The sequence below is a fragment of the Paracoccus sp. NIOT.M2S5SZ12 genome (genome assembly GCF_057748165.1).
In genome coordinates, this window is sequence record NZ_JBYLFR010000006.1 from 171,675 (window position 1) to 191,745 (window position 20,071).

Annotated in this window: 15 protein-coding genes; 6 read left to right on the plus strand and 9 right to left on the minus strand. The window is 68.8% G+C overall.

The annotated features are described in order from the left end of the window. The first annotated feature begins 35 nt into the window (after positions 1-35). The 4 genes from AC2SGK_RS07780 to AC2SGK_RS07795 are packed head-to-tail and all read left to right on the plus strand — an operon-like array spanning position 36 to position 4,289. Entirely contained in the window at positions 36-1,571 is a 1,536-nt protein-coding gene (locus AC2SGK_RS07780; protein WP_488323020.1) for a sugar ABC transporter ATP-binding protein, read from the plus strand. Then, complete coding sequence (locus AC2SGK_RS07785; protein ID WP_488323021.1) at positions 1,571-2,530, plus strand: ABC transporter permease; 960 nt, start codon at positions 1,571-1,573, stop codon at positions 2,528-2,530. The genes AC2SGK_RS07780 and AC2SGK_RS07785 overlap by 1 nt, the downstream gene beginning before the upstream one ends. An 11-nt stretch (positions 2,531-2,541) precedes the next feature. Then, positions 2,542-3,402 (plus strand): MurR/RpiR family transcriptional regulator, encoded by an 861-nt coding sequence (locus tag AC2SGK_RS07790; protein ID WP_488323022.1) that lies wholly within the window; start codon positions 2,542-2,544, stop codon positions 3,400-3,402. A gap of 14 nt (positions 3,403-3,416) precedes the next feature. Beyond that, a complete protein-coding gene (locus AC2SGK_RS07795; RefSeq protein ID WP_488323023.1) occupies positions 3,417-4,289 on the plus strand; it encodes a PfkB family carbohydrate kinase in 873 nt (290 codons plus the stop codon). A 9-nt stretch (positions 4,290-4,298) separates the two neighbouring features. On the opposite strand, the gene AC2SGK_RS07800 is transcribed toward AC2SGK_RS07795, so the two are convergent. Next, positions 4,299-4,994, minus strand: coding sequence for a LuxR C-terminal-related transcriptional regulator (locus AC2SGK_RS07800; protein WP_488323035.1), 696 nt, complete (start codon positions 4,992-4,994; stop codon positions 4,299-4,301). 39 nt (positions 4,995-5,033) lie between these two features. Further along, positions 5,034-6,464, minus strand: coding sequence for a sensor histidine kinase (locus AC2SGK_RS07805; RefSeq protein ID WP_488323024.1), 1,431 nt, complete (start codon positions 6,462-6,464; stop codon positions 5,034-5,036). Between the two features lie 526 nt (positions 6,465-6,990). Here AC2SGK_RS07805 and AC2SGK_RS07810 point away from each other — a divergent pair. Beyond that, a complete protein-coding gene (locus tag AC2SGK_RS07810) occupies positions 6,991-13,269 on the plus strand; it encodes a peroxidase family protein (protein WP_488323025.1) in 6,279 nt (2,092 codons plus the stop codon). A 738-nt stretch (positions 13,270-14,007) separates the two neighbouring features. On the opposite strand, the gene AC2SGK_RS07815 is transcribed toward AC2SGK_RS07810, so the two are convergent. From AC2SGK_RS07815 to AC2SGK_RS07845, 7 genes are all read right to left on the minus strand, one after another. Continuing rightward, the gene (locus AC2SGK_RS07815) at positions 14,008-14,235 is read right to left on the minus strand and encodes a hypothetical protein (protein ID WP_488323026.1); all 228 of its coding nucleotides are present in this window, start codon (positions 14,233-14,235) and stop codon (positions 14,008-14,010) included. Positions 14,236-14,237: 2 nt separating this feature from the next. After that, positions 14,238-14,447 carry a Hint domain-containing protein gene (locus AC2SGK_RS07820; protein ID WP_488323036.1) on the minus strand — a complete coding sequence of 70 codons (210 nt, stop codon included), beginning with the start codon at positions 14,445-14,447 and terminating at the stop codon, positions 14,238-14,240. Further along, complete coding sequence (locus tag AC2SGK_RS07825) at positions 14,425-14,901, minus strand: hypothetical protein (protein WP_488323027.1); 477 nt, start codon at positions 14,899-14,901, stop codon at positions 14,425-14,427. The genes AC2SGK_RS07820 and AC2SGK_RS07825 overlap by 23 nt, the downstream gene beginning before the upstream one ends. Before the next feature lie 381 nt (positions 14,902-15,282). Further along, a complete protein-coding gene (locus AC2SGK_RS07830) occupies positions 15,283-16,785 on the minus strand; it encodes a tripartite tricarboxylate transporter permease (RefSeq protein WP_488323028.1) in 1,503 nt (500 codons plus the stop codon). Between the two features lie 4 nt (positions 16,786-16,789). Further along, positions 16,790-17,350: a tripartite tricarboxylate transporter TctB family protein gene (locus tag AC2SGK_RS07835; protein ID WP_488323029.1), complete on the minus strand. Its 561-nt coding sequence runs from the start codon at positions 17,348-17,350 to the stop codon at positions 16,790-16,792. 3 nt (positions 17,351-17,353) lie between these two features. Next, positions 17,354-18,325, minus strand: coding sequence for a Bug family tripartite tricarboxylate transporter substrate binding protein (locus tag AC2SGK_RS07840; protein ID WP_488323030.1), 972 nt, complete (start codon positions 18,323-18,325; stop codon positions 17,354-17,356). A gap of 59 nt (positions 18,326-18,384) precedes the next feature. Next, positions 18,385-19,548 (minus strand): 4-oxalomesaconate tautomerase, encoded by a 1,164-nt coding sequence (locus AC2SGK_RS07845; protein ID WP_488323031.1) that lies wholly within the window; start codon positions 19,546-19,548, stop codon positions 18,385-18,387. 9 nt (positions 19,549-19,557) lie between these two features. On the opposite strand from AC2SGK_RS07845, the gene AC2SGK_RS07850 reads away from it, so the two are divergent. Next, a partial coding sequence (locus AC2SGK_RS07850) for a LysR family transcriptional regulator (RefSeq protein WP_488323032.1) occupies positions 19,558-20,071 on the plus strand: 514 nt, incomplete at its 3' end.

Genomic DNA, 20,071 nt, shown 5'->3' on the forward strand with positions numbered 1-20,071 from the left:
GGCGCCACCCGCCCCATCCCCCGATAGGTGTCGACATGACCACTTCCGCAAGCCGGCTGTCGCTTGTCGGCGTCAGCAAGGTGTTTCCGGGCATCCGCGCGCTTGACGATGTCAGCTTCGACGTGCGCCCCGGCGAGGTCCACGGCCTTCTGGGCGAGAACGGCGCCGGCAAGTCGACGATGCTGAACATCCTGTCCGCCGTGCTTCAGGCGACCGAGGGCCGCATCGTGATCGACGGTCAGCCCGTCACCCTGACGCGCCCGTCCGATGCCCGCGCCGCCGGGATCGCGATGATCCACCAGGAATTGCAGCATATCCCGCAGCTGAGCGTCGCGCAGAACCTGTTTCTGGGCCGCCCGCTGACCCGCGCCGGCGGCCTGCTGGTTGACCGCGCCACGCAGGATGCCCGCGCCCGCGCCATCCTAGCCGATCTGGACCCGCGCATCGACCCGCGCGCGCCCATCCACACCCTGAAGGTCGCCCAGCAGCAGATCGTGGAAATCGCCCGCGCCTTGCTGGACGACGCCAAGATCATCGCCATGGACGAGCCGACCTCGTCCCTGACGCCGTCCGAATTCGAGGCGCTGGCGGCCCTGATCGCGCGGCTGGCGGCGCAGGGCAAGTCGATCATCTATGTCAGCCACAAGATGAACGAGGTGTTCCAGGTCTGCGACCGCGCCACGATCCTGCGCGACGGACGCTTCATCGACACGGTGGACCTGAGCCGGATCACCGAGGATCAGGTGATCGCCAAGATGGTCGGCCGCGACATCCTGCATGCGCGCCACGTCACCCATGCCCGCCCCGAGGTGGTCATGGAGGTCCGCGACCTGTCGGACGGCGGCCTGATCCGCGACGCCGGGTTCTCGCTGCACAGGGGCGAGGTCCTGGGTCTGGCCGGTCTGGTCGGATCGGGGCGCACCGAACTGCTGCGGCTGATCGCGGGCATTGACCGTGCCAAGACCGGTACCGTCATGCTGCGCGGCAAGGCGGTCGATCTGCGCAGCCCGCGCACCGCCATCGCCGCCGGTATCGGCCTGGTCCCCGAGGAGCGCAAGAAGGACGGCATCGTCCGCGCGCGCCCGGTGTCGTCCAACATCGCCCTGCCCTGCATGGGCCGCTTCACGCGCTTCGGGCTGGTCCAGCGGCGCAAGCTGCACCGCGAATCCACCGCGCTGATGCAGCGCATGGGGATGCGACCGCCCGACGTGACCCGCGCCATCGGCACGTTTTCCGGCGGCAACCAGCAGAAGGCCATCATCGGCCGCTGGCTGGCCGCCGACGTGGACATCCTGCTGTTCGACGAACCGACCCGCGGCATCGACATCGGCGCGAAATCCGAGATCTACGACCTGATCGCGCAGCTGGCCCGGTCCGGCAAGTCGATCATCGTCGTCAGCTCGGAACTGCCCGAGATCATCCGCCTGTCCGACCGCGTCATGGTGATGCGCGAGGGCCGGATCGCGGCCATTCTGGACGCCGACCAGATTTCCGAAGACGCCATCGTGGCGAACGCCATCCCCAAGTCCAAAGGCCCGGTTTCCGCGGCCCCATCCGTGAGGGTCCAGTGATGACCGATACCGCCTCCCCCCTCCGCGCCGCCCCCCGCATCAACCTGCGCGATGCCGGGACGTTCTTCGGCCTGGCGCTGATCTTCGCCGTGTTCGCGGTGCTGAACCCGGTCTTCCTGACCGCGCCGAACCTGATCAACATCCTGCAGCAATCCTCGATCAACGCCTGCATCGCCCTGGGGATGACCTTCGTCATCATCTCGGGCGGGATCGACCTGTCGGTCGGGCCCACGGCGGCGGTGTCGGCCATCGTCGGCGCCACGCTGATGATCGCGGGCGTGCCGATGCCGCTGGCCGTGGCGGGCGCCATCGCCACCGGCATGGCCTGCGGGCTGTTCAACGGCGTGCTGGTGGCCATCGCGGGGCTGCAGCCCTTCATCGTGACGCTCGGGGCGCTGTCGCTCTATCGCGCGCTGGCGCTGATCTTCACCGGCGGCAACCCGATCTTCGGCATCCCGGCGGGCTTCCGCGAGGCGATCAACGGGCTGGTCCTCGGCGTGCCGGTGCCGGTCGTGATCGTCGCGATCATCGCGGTGGTCCTGTGGGTGGTGCTGAACCGCAGCCCGCTTGGCGAATACATCCTGGCCGTGGGCGGCAACCCCGAGGCCGCGCGCATCGCGGGCGTTCCCGTCGCGCGTACCAAGATCATCGTCTATGTTCTGTCGGGGGGCCTGGCGGCCGTCGCGGCGCTGATCCTGACCGGCCGCCTCGGCGCTGCGGACCCCACGATGGGCAACCTGTGGGAGCTGGACGCGATCGCGGCGGCGGCCATAGGGGGCGCATCGCTGATGGGCGGCAAGGGATCGGTCGTGGGCACGCTGATGGGCGCGGTGATCCTGGGCGGGCTGCGCAACGGGCTGACGCTGATGAACGTGCAGGCCTTCTATCAGCTGCTGGCCACGGGTATCATCATCCTGGTCGCGATGCTGATCGACCGCGCCACCCGCGGCCGCGCATGACAGGAGCTTTGATGGACCAGACCGACCCGCGCAGCATCGGCGCCCAGATCCGGATGCGGATGCCCTATCTGACCCCGCTGGAGACGCGGGTCGTCGAGGGGATGACCGGGCGCACCGACCTGGACCGCACCACCCCCCTGCGGCAAGTGTCGGGCGATGCGGGCGTGTCGGATGCGATGGTCGTCAAGATCGCCAAGAAGCTGGGCTTCGCGGGCTTTCGCGACTTCCGCGAGGCGCTGGTCGTCTATCGCCAGACCGACGTCGCCTCGCTGCATTCCGAGATCTCTCCGGACGACAGCTCGGCCGACATCATCCGCAAGGTGTTCCAGACCTCGATGCAGGCCCTGGAGGAGACGATGTCCATCATCGACGTCGCGGCCTTCGACCGGGCCGCCGACCTGCTGCACAAGGCGGGCCAGCGCGACTTCTACGGCGTCGGCGGATCGGCCCAGATCGCCCGCGACGTGGCGCACAAGTTCCTGCGGATCGGCCTGCGCGCCAGCGTCCAGGACGATCCGCACATGATGCTGATGTCGGCCTCGCTCTTGGGGCCTGCCGACGTGGCGGTGGCCTTCAGCCATTCCGGCACCACCTCCACCGTGATCGAGGCCGCGCGCCTGGCCCGCCGCCAGGGGGCGCGCGTGATCGCCGTGACGAACTATGCCACCGCCCCCCTGTCCGAGCTGGCCGACATCGCGCTGTGCTCGACCGCGCAGGGATCGCCCCTGCTGGGCGAGAACGCGGCTGCGCGCATCGCGCAGCTGAACATCATGGACGCCATCTTCGTGGCCGTTGCCCAACGCGACCTGGACCGGTCCGAGGCGCAGCTGGCCCGCACCCGAAACGCGGTCGAGACCAAGCGCCGCCGCTGAACAGGACCCGCCTCATGTCAACCCCGCCCTGCGCCGTCGTCGTCGGCAGCCTGCATTACGACATCGTGGTCGGCGCCCCCCACCGCCCCGCCGCGGGCGAGACGGTGACCGGCACCGCCTGGCGTCCGGTCTTCGGCGGCAAGGGCGGCAACCAGGCCGCGGCCGTCGTGGCCGCGGGCGTGCCCTGCCGGATGGTATCGGCGGTGGGCGACGACGGGTTCGGGCCGTTCCTGCGCGATCGGCTGCGCGCGGCGGGGGTGGAGGACCGTCACGTCGCCACCCTGCCCGGCCGGGGATCGGGAATGAGCGTCGCGATCATGGATGCCGGGGGCGATTACGGCGCGGTCATCGTGTCCGGCACGAACGCGGCCATCGCACCCGAGGCGCTGGACCGCGACGCGCTGTGGCAGGGCGCGACCCATCTGGTCCTGCAGAACGAGATCCCCGAGGCGCTGAACATCGCCGCCGCACGGGCCGCGCGCGCCCGCGGCCTGTCGGTCGTGCTGAACGCCGCCCCCGCCCGCACGCTGTCCGAGACCTTCGCGCCCCTGATCGACATCCTGGTGGTGAACGCCGGCGAGGCCGAGGCGCTGTGCGGCGTCGCGGTGGACAGCCTGGACGGCGCCCGCACCGCGGCCGAGGCGCTGGCCGACCGCTTTGCCGTCGCGGTGGTGACGGCGGGCGGCGATGGTGTCGCGGCGGCGGGCGCGGGCCTGGACGGCACCCGGTCCGAGCCCGGGCACAAGGTGCGGCTGGTCAGCACCCACGGGGCGGGCGACTGCTTCATCGGCACGATGGTCGCGCGCCTGGTCGAGGGACACCCCCTGACCGAGGCGATCGCGGAGGCCAACCTGACCGCCGCCCGGCGCGTGTCCAGCCCGCGCTGACGCGCCCGGTCACCGCCCCGCGTTCTGGCCGCAGCTCATGGACAGCATCCGGTTCTGTGCGACCCCGGCGGTCATGTTGTAGGCGTGCATGGCCAGCTCGGTGCGGTTGCGGACGTCCAGCTTGCGGAAGATGTTCGTAAGGTAATGCTTGACCGTTTTCTCGCTGAGGTTCAGCGACCGTCCGATCTCCTTGTTGCAGCAGCCGCGGCGGATCAGGACGTAGATCTCTCCCTCGCGCTTGCTGAGGATGCCGGCATCGACCTCGGGCGTGGGCATGTGTCCCGGCGTGGCCAGGATGCGGGCGGCCAGATGGGGGGTGATGTGGCCGATGCCGTTGACCAGCCGATTCATCACCTGCTGCAGTTCGGCCCCGCTGATCCCCTTGAGAACATAGCCCGCCGCCCCGAGACGCATCGCTTCCATCACGTCCTGGGGCCGCTCCGAGATCGTCAGGACCAGGATCCGCGTGCGCAGACCGGCCTGTGTGATGGCGCGGATGGCCTCCATTCCGGTGCCGGGAATCCCCAGGTCCAGGATCAGGATGTCGGGCGCCTCGCGCTGCGCCAGCGCGACCGCGTCGGCTGCGGTGTCCCCCGCCCCGATCACGCGAAAGCCGCCGAAGCCCCTGACGACCTGGATCAGCCCCTCGCGGACGATCGGGTGATCGGGTGATCGGGTGATCGGGTGATCGGGTGATCGGGTGATCGGGTGATCGGGTGATCGTCGACCACGGCCACGGTGCTGTCAACCATGGGCGTCCTCCATGTCCTCGTCGGGAAAGCTGGCGTGAATTTCCATCCGTTGATCCGCCTGATCCAGCACCCGGAACGTGCCGCCCAGGGTCTCGACGCGGTGGCGCAGGTTGCGCAGCCCCATCGGCGGGCGGGCGGCCTCGCCCCCCTCGGACCGGCAGTGCCGGGCATCGTTGCACACGGTCACGATCAGTTGCCCGTCGCGCCGGTGCAGGCTGACGCATTGATCGCGTCCGCCGGCATGCTTGAAGGCGTTGTGCAGCCCCTCCTGCACGACGCGGCAGATTGCGGCCTTGACCGACAGGCGCGGCTCGGGAAGGTCCGGCTCCAGCAGCAGCCGGACGGTCGTCGCGGTGCGGCGGCAGTGGTCGTCGACCAGCGCCCGGACCGCCTCCGCCAAGGGCCGTTCCGATGCCGGGTGCTGGCTGGTGCCGTTCAGCAGCGCATGGACCTCGCTCATCGCCTCCTCCAGGATCAGGCGCACGGCCTGCGCGCCCTCCTCCTGCGCCGATCCGCCCGGCGGCGAGGCCGTCATGCGCAGCAGCGCCACCGTCAGCAGCTGCCCGATGCCGTCGTGGATGTCGGCGTTGATCTGGCGGATCTGGGCCTTCTGCTCCTCCTGGATCTGCAGCGTCCGCCGCTGGATGCGGGCCTGCATGGCCTCGGTCCGGTCCAGGAGCTGCATCATGTGGGCCATCCGCGCGCCCAGGTCGATCCGCTGGCGCAGGATGATCGCGTCGCCGTGGCGCAGGATAAGCACCATCACCGCCACGAACATCGCGCCGATCGCCGCCAGCAGGCCCCAGGTCTGCCAGCGGGCGCGGGTCAGCGCCTCGGAGGCGACGGCGGCGTCCTGATAGTATTCCGCGACCGCCACGATGCGGTCCAGGGGGCGCAGGCGGATCGGGACGTAGATCTCGAACTGCCGCGGCCCGTCGGTCGTCGGGGGGTGGTCGGCATCCTCGTGGAACATCGCTTCGACCGAGACCGAGACCTGCCCGGACAGCGCCGAGGCCAGCGCCTCCTCCACCGGCTGAACTGTTCCGGCCAGTCCCGGGCGGGAGGCATAGAGGATGGTGCCGTCCGCGCGCCAGATCTTCATCTCGGACAGGCCGAGCGGCCCTGAGACGTCGCGGAAATGCGCGTCGATGACCGCCGTGAGTCCCGGCGGCAGGCGGTCGCCGGACAGGTCACCGGCATGTCGGCTCAGCATGGTCTCAAGGACGGTCGCGGCCCGCTGGCCGACCTCGGCCTCGACGGCGTGCTGCAACCGCGACGCGGTCCAGACGCCCAGGATCGCAAGCCCCACCACTACGATCTGCGCGCAGCTGGACAGGTGCCGACGCAGCAGCCCCAGGCCCTGCCAACCCGGCCGCAGATGGGCTCTCGACTGAAGAACGGGGATATCAGACCTGCCGGTCATACCACCCAACGCCTCTGGGATATTTTGTTTGACCTCCCGGGAACTTTACCATGCGTCCGGACGTTCACAAACCTGTCACAAAGTCAGGTCGGGCCTTTTTTGCGCGGCGCGAACGCATTATTCCCCTGAGGGTTTGCACGTCGCGAAACGGTTTTCGACGCATGGTTGCGTCTTCCATTTCAGCGTCATCCCTGACGCGATGCGGCCTTAAGCTGCGGCTCCGACACCCTCCGAAGCAGCCCGAGTCAGACGGTCTATGGCGACCAAAGTCGCCATCACTGGCGACCGACCGACGTATTGGGACCAGCCGGAACTGGCGTAACCTAGGCCCATGTCCCGCCGGCCCGACGACGGTGGCAGGACAGGTTTCTTGTAACGGCCCGCGTCCAGAGCGAACGCCCTTCGTCCCGGGGGGCGAAGGTTTCGCCGCCATGCGCCGGCCGATGGTCACGTCAGGGAGGTTATCATGGCAACCAGTTTTCACGTGAATGCGCATGACCTAGGCTTCATCCTCTAGCAGATCGAGGTGTCCGAGCTGCAGGCATCGACGCCGGGCATGACGACGGTCGAGGCGATCCAGGCCGTCTATGGCGTCAGCGCCGCGGACGCCGCCCTGATGCCCGTCGGCCTGCGCACCGTGGACGGCAGCGACAACGGCCTGCTGCCCGGCACCGAGCAGAACGGCGCGGGCGACACTCCCTTCCCGCGGCTGCTGGATCCGGTCTACACGAACGAGGGCGACGAGAACCCGTTCTTCGGCATCAGGAACACCGATTACGGGACCGGCGGCAACGTGATCGACAGCGATCCGCGCACCATCTCGAACCTGATCGTCGACCAGACGCCCGCGAACCCGGCTGCCATCTATGCCGCGCTGAAGGTGGCGGGGATCACCGGGCCGGACGCCAATGCGGCCGTGGCCGCGATCTCGGCCGCCTATCAGGCGACGCTGAACGCCAAGGGCGCCGACGCCCGGGTGACCGCGGCGAACGTCACCCTCGCGCAGGAGATCGCCGATCACGGCGCGGCCGTCACGGCGCTGAGCGTGGCGACGGACCACTTGGGTCAGCTGACCAATGCCGGCACGCTGGCGCAGGCCGCGTCCGTCGCGGCCGACGCCGCGGCCACCGCCTTGGGGGCGCTGATCACCGATATCGCGAACGCGGCCGACCCGACCGCCGCCTTCGCCGCGGCCCAGGCCGCCGCCGAGGCGGCCAAGGTGGCCGCCGATGCGGTCGCGGGCGAGATCGCCCTGCCCTCGGTCCAGCAGATGGCGGATGCCGCGCAGGCGCTGCTGGACGCGTTGGACGCCGCGAACGGGGACACGCTGATCGACGCCGCGGACCTGCCCGTCCTCGAGGCGGCGGCGACCGCCTATCAGCCGGTGCCGGGCGCCGGCGGGCTGGCCGGGACCAGCATCGACGCGATCGCGGATGCGGTGCAGGAGGCGCAGGCCGATGTCGATGCCGCCGTCATCGTCCGCGACGCGGCGGTCGTCCAGCTGGACGCGGCGCTGGATGCCGTGGACGCCGCGGTGGCGGCGGCCGGCACCGCCGGCACGCCCGAACAGACGGCCGCCAACTTGGCGCAGGTCCTCAAGGACTATCACCTCTCCACCGGTCCGGAAGGCGGGCTGGAGATCGACCACGTCTCTCCGGATGTGGGGCTGACCGCGCCCTTCAACAGCTTCATCACCATCTTCGGGCAGTTCTTCGACCACGGCCTGGACCTAGTGAACAAGGGCGGGAACGGCACGGTCTTCATCCCGCTGCAGGCCGACGATCCGCTGATCGCGGGTGCCGATCAGGTCTTCGGCACGGCCGACGACCTGCCCCATCACCTGCGCTTCATGGCGCTGACGCGCGCCACCCCGGTGGTGGACGCGAACGGGGTCGTCCAGCACACCAACGCCACGACCTCCTTCGTGGACCAGAACCAGACCTATACCTCGCATGCCTCGCATCAGGTGTTCCTGCGCGAACAGGTGCGCATCGAGGTCGACGGCGTGACGCGCGCCCATTTCACCGGCCATCTGCTGGATGCGACATCCGCGAACGGATCGCTGAGCGGCGCGGTGGCCAACTGGGCCGACGTCAAGGCGCAGGCGCTGTCGGTCCTGGGCATCCGCCTGCAGGACATGGACGTGCATCGCGTGCCGCTGCTGCTGACGGATGCCTACGAGAACCTGATCACCGGGCCGAACGGCTATGCCCAGATGGTGATGGCGCCCGACGCGGCCCATCCCGACCCCTGGCTGCGCGAGGGCACCGCCGAGGGCATCACGACCGCGGGTAGCATGGCCGCGGGCCCGGCCTTCCTGGTCGACATCGCCCATCGCGCGGCACCGGGGGCGGGCATGGTCGCGGATGCCGATGACGTCGTCGGCGACGACCACGACCCCACGACCTATGACGACGAGATGCTGGACCTGCACATCGTCTCGGGCGACGGGCGCGGCAACGAGAACATCGCCCTGCAGTCGCTGCACACGGTCTTCCACTCCGAACACAACCGCATCGTCGAGGAGAACAAGCACACCATCCTGGAGACGGGCGACGTGGCCTTCATCATCGAATGGCTGCTGGTGCCGCTGGCCGCGGGGACGAATGTCGCGACGCTGGACCCGGCCGAGCTGGTCTGGAACGGCGACCGCATGTTCCAGGCCGCGCGCTTCTCGACCGAGATGCAATATCAGCACATGGTGTTCGAGGAGTTCGCCCGCCGCATCCAGCCGGGCATCGATCCCTTCGTCTTCACCAACTCGGCCGATATCGACCCCTCTATCCTGGCCGAGTTCGCGCATGTGGTCTATCGCTTCGGGCACTCGATGCTGACCGACACGGTGGACCGGCTGGACGCGAACCTGCTGCCGGTGAACGGCGACGCGGACCAGATGTCGCTGATCGAGGCCTTCCTGAACCCTGAGGCCTTCACCGCCTCGGGCGCCACGCTGGACGAGGCGCAGGCGGCCTTCATCCGCGGCCTTACCGCCGACCGCGGCAGCGAGATCGACGAGTTCGTGGTGCCCGCGCTGCGCAGCAACCTGCTGGGCCTGCCGCTGGACCTCGCGGCGCTGAACATCGCGCGGGCGCGCGAGACCGGGGTGCCGTCGCTGAACGAGACGCGGGCGCAGCTCTACAACGACTTCGGCCTGCCCGACCTCAAGCCCTATGCCAGCTGGGCCGAGTTCACCCAGGCCCTGAAGAACCCGTTCTCGGTCGCGAACTTCATCGCGGCCTATGGCACCCACGAGGCCATCCTGACGGCCACCACGCTGGCCGAGAAGCGCGCGGCCGCCAGCCTGCTGCTGCTGGGTGACGGCACGAACGCGAACGGGGTGACCATTCGCGGCGAGACCTATTCCAACGCGGACCGGCTGGACTTCCTGAACGGCCGCGGCGCCTATGGCGCGGGCAACGAACGGGGCGGGCTGGATGACGTCGATCTCTGGATCGGCGGCCTGGCCGAGAAGGTGACCGAGTTCGGCGGCATGCTGGGCACCACCTTCGGCTTCATCTTCGAATACCAGATGGAGCAGCTGCAGAACGGCGACCGCTTCTACTACCTGTCGCGGACGCAGGGGCTGAACCTGCTGGATGCGCTGGAGGCGAACACCTTCGCCGACATCGTGATGCGGAACTCGGCGCTTGGCGGCGACTATGCGACCCATATCAACGCCAACCTGTTCCTGACCCCGGACATGATCCTGGAGCTGGAACGCGCCATCGCACAGCGCGACTACAACGACAATGACCCCGACAGCCGCGATCCGGTCTGGGACGACGAGCTGCTTCAGGCGATCAACCCCAAGGTAGTGCGGGTCGACTCGGGCGTGACCGACGGCAACGGCCACCAGGTCGGCGGCGAACTGCACTTCCGCGGCGGCGAGCATGTCGTGCTGGGCGGGACCGAGGGCGATGACACCCTGACCTCGGACCTGGGCGACGACGCGCTGTGGGGCGACGGCGGCGACGACTATCTGAACGGCGGCGCGGGGGCCGACCAGGTCTTCGGCGGCGACGGCAACGACATCATCGAGGACACGTTCGGCGACAACTTCCTGCGCGGCGAACGGGGCCATGACGTGGTGTCCTCGTCGCGCGGCATCAACCTGCTGTTCGGCGGGCAGGGCCGCGACGCGCTGCTGGTCGGGCAGGACGCGGGCGAGGCCTTCGGCGGCGAGGGCAACGACTTCATCCTGGGCGGCTCGGGCGGGGACAACCTGCTGGGCAACGAGGGCAACGACTGGATCGAGGGCGGCGAGGGGTTCGACGTCATCTCGGGCGACAATTCCGAGCTGTTCTTCAACTCGACCATCATCGGCCATGACGTGGCCTGGGGTCAGGGCAACGACCAGGACTATGACCTGGAGTCGGGCGACGACATCGCCCTGTCGGGCATCGGCGTCCAGCGCTTCGAGGGGATGTTCGGCTTTGACTGGGCCAGCGAGAAATACGACGTGGCGGGGGCGAACTGGGACTTCAACATCCCGATCTTCACCTCGGTCCCGGCCGAGATCCTGCGCGACCGCTTCGACCTGATGGAGGCCATGTCCGGCTGGAAGCATGACGACGTCATGCTGGGCGACAACCGCGGCGGGACCGCGGGCGACACCGACCCCAATGCCAGCTTCGACGACCATGTGCTGGACGCGGCCGGCATCAACCGCATCGAGGGGCTGCGCGCCTGGTTCGACGGCGCGCTGGAGACCCTGGGCGGGGCGGGGGCGACCGGCTTCCGGGACGGCAACATCATCATGGGCGGCGCGGGCGCCGACACGATGATGGGGCGCGGCGGCTTCGACATCCTGGACGGCGACGCCTGGCTGAACGTCCGCATCCGCATCGTCGTGGACGGGGTCGAATACTCGGCGGAATCGCTGAACAGCTCTCAGGCGGCGGCGGGACCCTTCGCGGGCAAGGTCTATGCCCTGGGGGCCGACGGGCGGCCCGACTTCTCGGCCGCGGCCTTCGGCGGCCGGTCGCTGACATCGCTGCTGCTGGACCGCACGATTAGCCCCGACGACATGTCCATCGTCCGCGAGATCCTGACCGCCGCACCCGGCAGCGCCCGCGACCGCGCCATCTTCGCGGGCAACCTGGACCAGTACGAGATCGAGGGCCGCGGCACGCAGCCGCCGGGCAGCCCGCTGATCCGCGCCGCCCATGACGTGAACGGCGACGGCTTCATCTCGGTCCGCGATCTGGGCGGGAACGGCCGGGCCGCCTTCGACGACATCGACCTGATCCGCAACATCGAGGATCTGGAGTTCGCCGATCAGGTGATCGCCATCGACGTGCCGCTCGGGGTGAACGCCGACCTGGCGCTGGAGGTGACGTCCGCCCCCGCCGCCCTGCCCGCCAGCGGCTCGACCATCGGCCAGATGACGGCCGAGGGCATCGCCGGCGGCTTCGGCCTGGCCGCGGGCAGCAGCAGCTTTTTCAGCGTGGCCCCCGACGGCACGCTGCGCGTCACCGGAGCGCTCGCGGTCAACCAGACGCATCAGCTGAACGTGACCTTCTCGGCCTTCGGGTTCAATCAGACGGAACGGCTGCAGGTCCGCACGGGCAGCACCCTCACCGACGCGATCGCGGGGTCGGCGGGCGACGACCTGATCTATGCCCTGTCGGGCGCGGATGTCGTGAACGGCGGCACCGGGGACGACGTGCTGTTCGGCCAGGCCGGCAACGACCAGCTGTTCGGCGGCGACGGACGCGACGTCCTGGTCGGCGGCGCCAACAACGACCAGATCCAGGGCGGCGGCGGGGATGACGTCATCCTGTTTGGCTGGGCGGACGGCACAGATGCGGTGAACGGTGGGGACGGCACCGACCGACTGCGCATCACCGGCACCGCGGCAAACGAGACCCTGACCGCCACCTGGAACGGCACCGCGGTCACGGCGCTGACCGGCTTCACCTCGATCACCTCGGTCGAGCGGATCCATGCCGATCTGGCGGGCAGCGCGGACACGCTGGCCTATGCCGCGGGGTCGGCGGGGGTCGTGGCCGATCTGGACGCGGGAACCGCCTCGGGGTTCGCCTCGATCGCCAACATCGCGAACCTGCGCGGCGGCAACGGCGCGGACGTCCTGGCCGGGAACGGTCAGGCCAACTCGCTGTTCGGCGGCGGCGGAAACGACTACCTGATCGCGCGCGTCGACAACCTGTCCGACCTCTTCCACGGCGGTACGGGCGTCGACACGGTCGACCTGTCGGCCTACGCAGGCAACCTGACGGTCAACCTGTCCCAAGCCACGGCGACGATCCTGGGCACGGGCACGACCGCCGCGCTGTCGGACCGCGTGACCGAGGTCGAATCGCTGATCATGGGCTCGGGGGCGGACAGCGCCACCGGCAGCACCGTGGCCAACGACCTGCGCGGCGGCGGCGGCAACGACATGCTGAACGGCGTCAGCGGCAACGACACGCTGGCGGTTGATGCGGGCGACGACCGGCTGATCGGCGGCGTGGGTCAGGACATGCTGACCGGCGGCATCGGAGCGGATGTCTTCGTCTTCACCGCGACCAGCCACAGCCTGCTGGCGGCCTCGGACGTGATCGCCGACTTCGAGCAGGCCGGGGTGCTGGGCGGCGACGTCATCGACATCGGCGACATGGCGGGATCGACCTTCGTGTTCCTCGACTCGGCGGGCTTCACGGCGGGCGGCGCGAACCAGGTCCGCGTGTTCGACAACGGGACCGACACCTTCATCCAGATCGACACGGACAACGACACCGCAGCCGAAGCGCAGATCCGCATCCTCGGGCTGCATGACCTGGCGGCGTCGGACTTCATCCTGTGACGGCGGGTCGCCCCCGACGGACCGCCTGAGCGGCCCCGCCCGGGCCGCGCGGCGGGACGGGCGCCAAGACAGCGGAAAGCGGCCTCTGCACGAGGCCGCTTTCCTGTCATGTCACCCCGACGACGACCTGTTGCGCCGGCATCCCCCCACCCGAGGGCGGCAGGGATGCATGCCGGTCCGACATGATCCGAAGCCAACGCGCGGAAACCGTCGCCGACAAACGAAACAGCGGCTTCTGCGTATGGGCTCCTCATCCCTTGCGCATGCCCTAACCCATGGTAGACACAGGGTATTCCGCTCGCCAGCCGTGGCCCGGAATGATGGCTAGTCTGGCCTGCGCTCACAAGTTAAACGGCGCAGAGACAGCTGACCTCATTGACGACAGCGGGTTTTTCAAGTCCGTCGGCACGGCGGGACCGACGCCGAATGACCTTCGTCGCGACACGTAGGACCTGTTGAACGTCCTGGCGCCCGAACGACAATCTTGAAGCCGCGTCAGTTCGGAGCAGTGTAAACAAGGGCCTCTTTCCGTCTGCCTGGAGACCCCCGACCAACCCGAAGTTCAAGGCGGTCGACTTCGCCGAGAACACCGTCGACGATGCCGGCATCGCGGTCGACGGTCTGTTCGACCCGCTCGTCTGACGACCGAAAGGGTAGGTGCGGGTCCGCGGTGACCGGCACCCATCGACGCCGCCCGGTGCCGACCGGGCGGGGTGTCGCGATGCCTTCGCGACGCGGTCAGGCCATCAGCAGCGGTCGGACGACCTGGGCAAGGCGACGTGCCGGATTGCGTGCCATGCGCCCCGATGCCGGCAAGCGCGCGGGTTCGGGCGCATGATCGTGGTCGCGCAGCGGCGGGTACAGGCTCAGCACCTCGTCCATGCCGAACATCTTCCTGGCGATTTGGCTGCGCACCAGGTTGCGGTGCTGCGGAGAGACCAGCGGGTCCGATGCGGCGCTGCCCATGCCTAAGCCCCTCGGCCAATGTGGATCGGGCGCATCACCGGGTTGCGCGCAAGATTCTCGGCGGACAGCCGGCACGACCCGATCCAGCGCGGCGGCTGCAGGCTGTTGTCGGCGGTGTGGATCAGGTCGCCTTGGCGCAGCGTCTCGATCGCGACGTCGCCATGGGCCTTGCGGATCAGGGTGCCGTGCTCAGGGTGCCGTGCGCGAAGCAGGGCTGAAAGCCCCCGCCCGGCCCGATGTGGCCATTGGGAGAGAACGTGATGGGGTGTTCAGCGCATCGGTGGCGTTCGTGATCAGCCCGGGCACGCTCTGCGGATACAGCAGGAACCGGCCGCCGCCGCTGGAGACGAGGATCACCGGACACTGCACCAGGATGCCGGACAGCAGGTCGCCCATCAGCCCCACGCCCACCACCGTGACATCGGCGAGGGCCGGGATCGGATCGACGAACGGGATGGCAACGTTGTTGTGATCGACGGTCTCTCCACTCTGGATGAAGCTGTCGTTGCTCTGGTCGTCGGCAGTGATCGGGCCGGTCTGGGTGATCAGACTGCCGATGTTCGACGGGACGTTCACCGACATGACGTCGTTGCCGACGAAGGTCAGCGAGATGGGCGGCGCGACCCGCTGGATGCCGACGTCGGGAATGCTAAAAGGCGAGACCACTCTACACGATATCAACGATCCGCACCCGTTGCAGTGCGGATGCAGGCGACGGTCATCTCAGGGACGAGGCTTCCGGGAACGCGGCTTGGCGGGCCCGGTCGGCAAATGGTCTCAGACGAAGCACATGGGGCGTGTCGATTGATCATCGTCAATTCCGGGCCTGTCCGTAAAACACAAACCATTGAGTAAAGTATGGGCGCGGCCTGCCTTCCCGCAGGCCACGGCATCTCCCCGCATTTTCGCGATTGGGGATGGCCGACAGGTCGAAGCGCGTTTTTGCCACGCCCCCCGGAGGCGGGCCGATCATGGCGAAGGGGGCGGGCGGACCTGCCGCGCCGCCCCCGGTGATGCGCCGCCGCGACCTTGGGGCCGCGCGCGGTCTCAGGCGTCCTTGAAGACGTCGTCGCGCGACTTGCGCATCGCGGGCAGCACGGCGATGACCAGGGCCGCCAGCCCCACCAGCAGCAGGCCGGCCGAGAGCGGCGAGGTCACGAAGGTCGTCATGCTGCCGTCCGAGATGATCAGCGCCTGACGCAGCTTCTCCTCCAGCAGACGCCCCAGCACGAAGCCGAGCGCCAGGGGGGCCGCCTCGAACTGCAGCTTGTAGAGCGCGAAGCCCAGCAGTCCCAGCACCCCCGCCATCATGACCTGCGCCGGATCGTTCGAGATCGAGAACAGCCCGATGCAGCAGAAGGCGACGATGGCCGGGAACAGCAGCCGATAGGGCACCGTCAGCAGCTTGACCCACAGCCCGATCAGCGGAAGGTTGATGATGACCAGCATCAGGTTGCCGATCCACATCGACGCAACCAGGCCCCAGAACAGGTCCGGGTTGTTCTCGATCACCTGGGGGCCGGGAACGATGCCCTGGATCATCATGGCGCCGACCATCAGCGCCATCACCGCGTTGGGCGGCAGGCCGAGCGTCAGCAGCGGGATGAAGCTGGTCTGCGCGCCTGCGTTGTTGGCCGATTCCGGCCCGGCCACCGCCTGCGGGATGCCGGTGCCGAAATCCTGCGGGCGGTCCGACAGGCGCTTTTCCAGCGCATAGCTGGCGAAGGGCGCCAGGATCGCCCCGTTGCCCGGCAGCACCCCCAGGACCGAACCCAGGCCCGTGCCGCGCAGGATCGAGCCCAGGTTCTGGCGCAGCTCGGACAGGGTGGGCAGCAGGCGGCCGATCGTGTTGCGCATGACGTCGCGCTTCTCGGGGTCGGCCAGGTTCTTGAAGATCTCGCCGAAGCCGAAGATGCCCATGGCCAGCACCACGAACTCGATCCCGTCGGTCAGCATGTGCAGGCCGAAGGTCATCCGCTCCCGGCCGGTCTCCATGTCGGCGCCGACGCAGGAGAGCAGCACGCCCGCGACGATCATCGCCAGCGCCTTGACCAGCGAGCCGTGCGCCAGCACAACCGCCAGCACCAGCCCCATGATCATCAGAGAGAAGTATTCGGCCGGGCCGAACAGCAGCCCCAGCCTGGTCATCGGCGTGGCCAGCGCCGCGATGACGATCGTGGCGAAGGTCCCGGCGATGAAGGAGCCGATGGCGGCCAGGCCCAGGGCAAGACCGGCCCTGCCCTTGCGGGCCATCTCGTGGCCGTCGATGGCGGTGACCACCGCGGTCGCCTCGCCGGGGATGTTGACCAGGATGGCGGTCGTGGAACCGCCGTACTGCGCACCGTAGTAGATGCCCGCCAGCATGATCAGCGCGCCGGTCGGGTCAAGCGACAGGGTGACCGGCAGTAGGATCGAGATCGTCGCCACCGGCCCGACCCCCGGCAGCACGCCGACCAGGGTGCCGATCAGGCAGCCGATGAAGCAGAAGAAGACGTTCTGCAGCGTCAGGGCCACCGACAGTCCCAGCCCCAGATTTTCGATCGTTTCCATCATGTCAGTATCCAATCAGCCAGGGGGCAACGGGCAGCGACAGGCCCAGAGCATAGCGGAACAGTCCGATGCACAGGGCGGTCATCACAACGGTGAACAGGGCCAGCTCCTTGTACCGCACATCCCGGGCGGCGGTGCCCGCCAGGAACACCGCCAGCGGCGTGGCCACCGACATTCCCAGGACCGGGACCGCAAAGGCCCCGAAGTCGAAGCCGCGGATGGTGATGGCGAACAGGAACACCCCGATCAGCACGGGCAGCATGTCGCGGACCGGCCATGATCCCGTCGATTCCTGCGGGGCGGTCCAGGTCAGGGCGATCTGGACCACCCCAAGGACGGTCAGGATGACCGACAGGGCGCGGGGCAGCAGGCCCGACCCGACGCCGCCCTCGGTCATGAAGGGCAGGTCGGAGCCTGCCCACAGGGTGAACAGGCCGAATGCCACGAGGCTGAGACCGGCCAGCCTCTCGCGGCCCAGCCACGGGTTCGACGGGGGGACATGCGGTTCGGGGTGATGTCCGGGGACATCGACCTGGATCCGCTCGGCGGGCACCTCGTGGCTCATAGCTCATTCCACCTTGATGTCGGCGGCCTCGACGACATCGCCCCAACGCGAGCGTTCGGAGGCCATGAAGTCGGCGAAGGCGGTTCCCACCAGCTGCGACGGCACGCCGCCATCCTTCTCGAGGCTCTCGACGAAGGACGGGTCGGCCAAGGCCTCGGCGGTCGCGTCGGCCAGACGGGCGCGCACATCGTCGGGCAGGCCCTTGGGACCCAGAAGGCCGTACCATGCCGAGGCGCTGTATTCGGGCAGCCCGGCCTCGGCGACGGTGGGCACGTCCGGCAGCGCCGCGAAACGCTCGGTCCCGGTGACGGCCAGCGCGTTCAGCGTCCCGTTCTGCACCAGCCCGATGACCGAGGGGACCGTGGTCACCATGAAGTCGATATGCCCGCCGACCAGATCGTTCACCGCGGGTCCCGCGCCCTTGTAGGGAACATGCTTCAGGTCGATCCCGGCCTCCTGCCCCATCAGCAGCGTTGCCACATGGCTGGCCGAGGCATTGCCCGCCGAGCCATAGACCAGCTCCTGCGTCTTGCCGGTCTCGATCAGCTCGGCCAGCGAGGTGACGGGCAGGCGCGGCCCCGTCACGACGACCAGCTGCGCGTCCGCGATCATCGCGATCGGTTCCAGCGTCTCGGCCGGGTCGTTGCGCAGGTCGAAGATGTGCGGGTTCACGACCATCGGACCCTGGTTGCCGATCAGCAGCGTATACCCGTCGGGATCGGCGCTGGCGACGACGTCGGTGCCGATGTTGGCGGCCGCCCCGGGGCGGTTCTCGACGATGACGCGCCCGTCCAGGGATTCCTCCAGCCGCGCGGCGAAGACGCGGGCGATGGCATCGGTGCCGCCCCCCGCGGCATAGGACACGACCAGGGTCACGGGCCGCGACGGATAGTCCTGGGCCGCGACCGGCAGCGCCGCCACGGTCATCGTGGCCGCACAGACGCCCAGCATCAGGCGACGGGTCAGATTGAGCATGTGATAGTCCTCCCTTGGATGAATGTGCCCACCACCGCCTCATGGGCGGCGCGGGATGGTCAGTTCCTGCGCCGCACCAGCGCCGCCCCCTCGAACAGGCGCCGGCATGTCCGGGTGACGAAGACGACGGGCCGGTCGGGGGCCGCATCGTCGATCTCGATCCGCACGCCCATGCGTCCGGTCGGATGTTCGAATGTCAGGTCGGTCGGAAAACGCAAGCCGGGAAGCGCCGCCCCCACGACGCTGTCGGGCAGCGTGGCCGCGATGGCGACCGAGACCGCGCCCGTGGTGGCCAGCGACGTGTGGCAGGCATGCGGCGTGAAATAGCGCACGGCCAGACTGCCGCCGGTCCGGGGCGACCCGATCAGCACCGGCTTGGGCAGGACCGAGGCGCGGACGTCGCCCAGGCCCATGCGTCGCCCGGCCTCGATGCGCATCTCCTCCAGCCGCGCCATGAAGACGGCGTCGCCGTCCAGATCGGATGCAGGCTCGGACCCGGTCAGGCCGAAGGCCTCGGCCCGCGCGATCATCACCGGCGTGGCCCCGTCGATCAGCGAGATGGGGATGCCCAGGATCACCTCCTGCGGGGTGCCCGAGGGCAGCATGACCCCGGTCTTGGCGCCCACCGCCTCGAGGAAGGCCAGGTGGACCGGCGCCGCGGTGCCGGGTACCCCGTCGATCGCGGTGTCGCCGTGATAGCGCAGCTCGCCGCCCGGGGTCTGGATGCGCGCCTCGATGATCTTGCCCGTGTTGACGTTGTGCACCCGCACGCGCGTCTCGCCCTGCTGCGCGGCGACCAGTCCGGTCTCGACCGAGAAGGCGCCGACCGCCGACAGCATGTTGCCGCAGTTCGGGCCGGTGTCCACGACGCGGTCCATCACGTTGACCTGCGCGAACAGATAGTCGACATCCGCCCCCGGCCGCGACGACGGTCCCACGATGGCGACCTTGGAGCTGAGCGTGCTGCCCCCGCCGATCCCGTCGATCTGCAGCGGATGGCCCGAGCCCATGATCTCGATCAGGATCTCGTCGCGCAGGCCCGGATCGACCGGCAGGTCGCGCTGCAGGAAGAACGGCCCCTTCGAGGTTCCGCCGCGCATGATGACGCAAGGAATGCGGATCTGGTCGTCCAACGCGAATGTCCTCCCCGGCACGGTTCGTGGCCTGTGCGACAGGGAATGCACCATCGTGACTATGTTGTTAATTGCAAAGAATTGTGCCATTCTTGCGATATGCGGAACAATTTTGATTTCCTTGATCTTCGGGCCTTTCTGGCGGTGCTGGAATTTGCATCCTTCAGCGAGGCCGCGAAGCAGCTGAACCTGTCGGCCCCCGCCCTGTCCCGGCGCATCCGGGGCCTGGAGGATGCGGTGGGGTCCCAGCTGATCGAGCGCACCACCCGGCGCGTCGCCCCGACCGAGACGGGCCGCAAGCTGATGCCCCTGGTCCGGCGCCTGGTGGACGAGTTCGAGGAATCGATCCTGTCGATCTCGGAGCTTGGCGGCCGTCACCGCGCCCAGATCACCCTGGCCGCCCTGCCGACCGCCGCCTTCTACTTCCTGCCCCGGGTGATCGAGGCGTTCAACCGGCGCTATCCGGGCATCCGCTTCCGCATCATGGACTTCTCCGCGAACGAGGGGCTGGAGGGGCGTTGTTGCAGAACTCTCCCCGTGAAGGATTCACTTGGTGAATCCATGCGGTTAGATGGGCAGCATGAGCAAGCCCAAGCCCGCCCGCTACCGCACC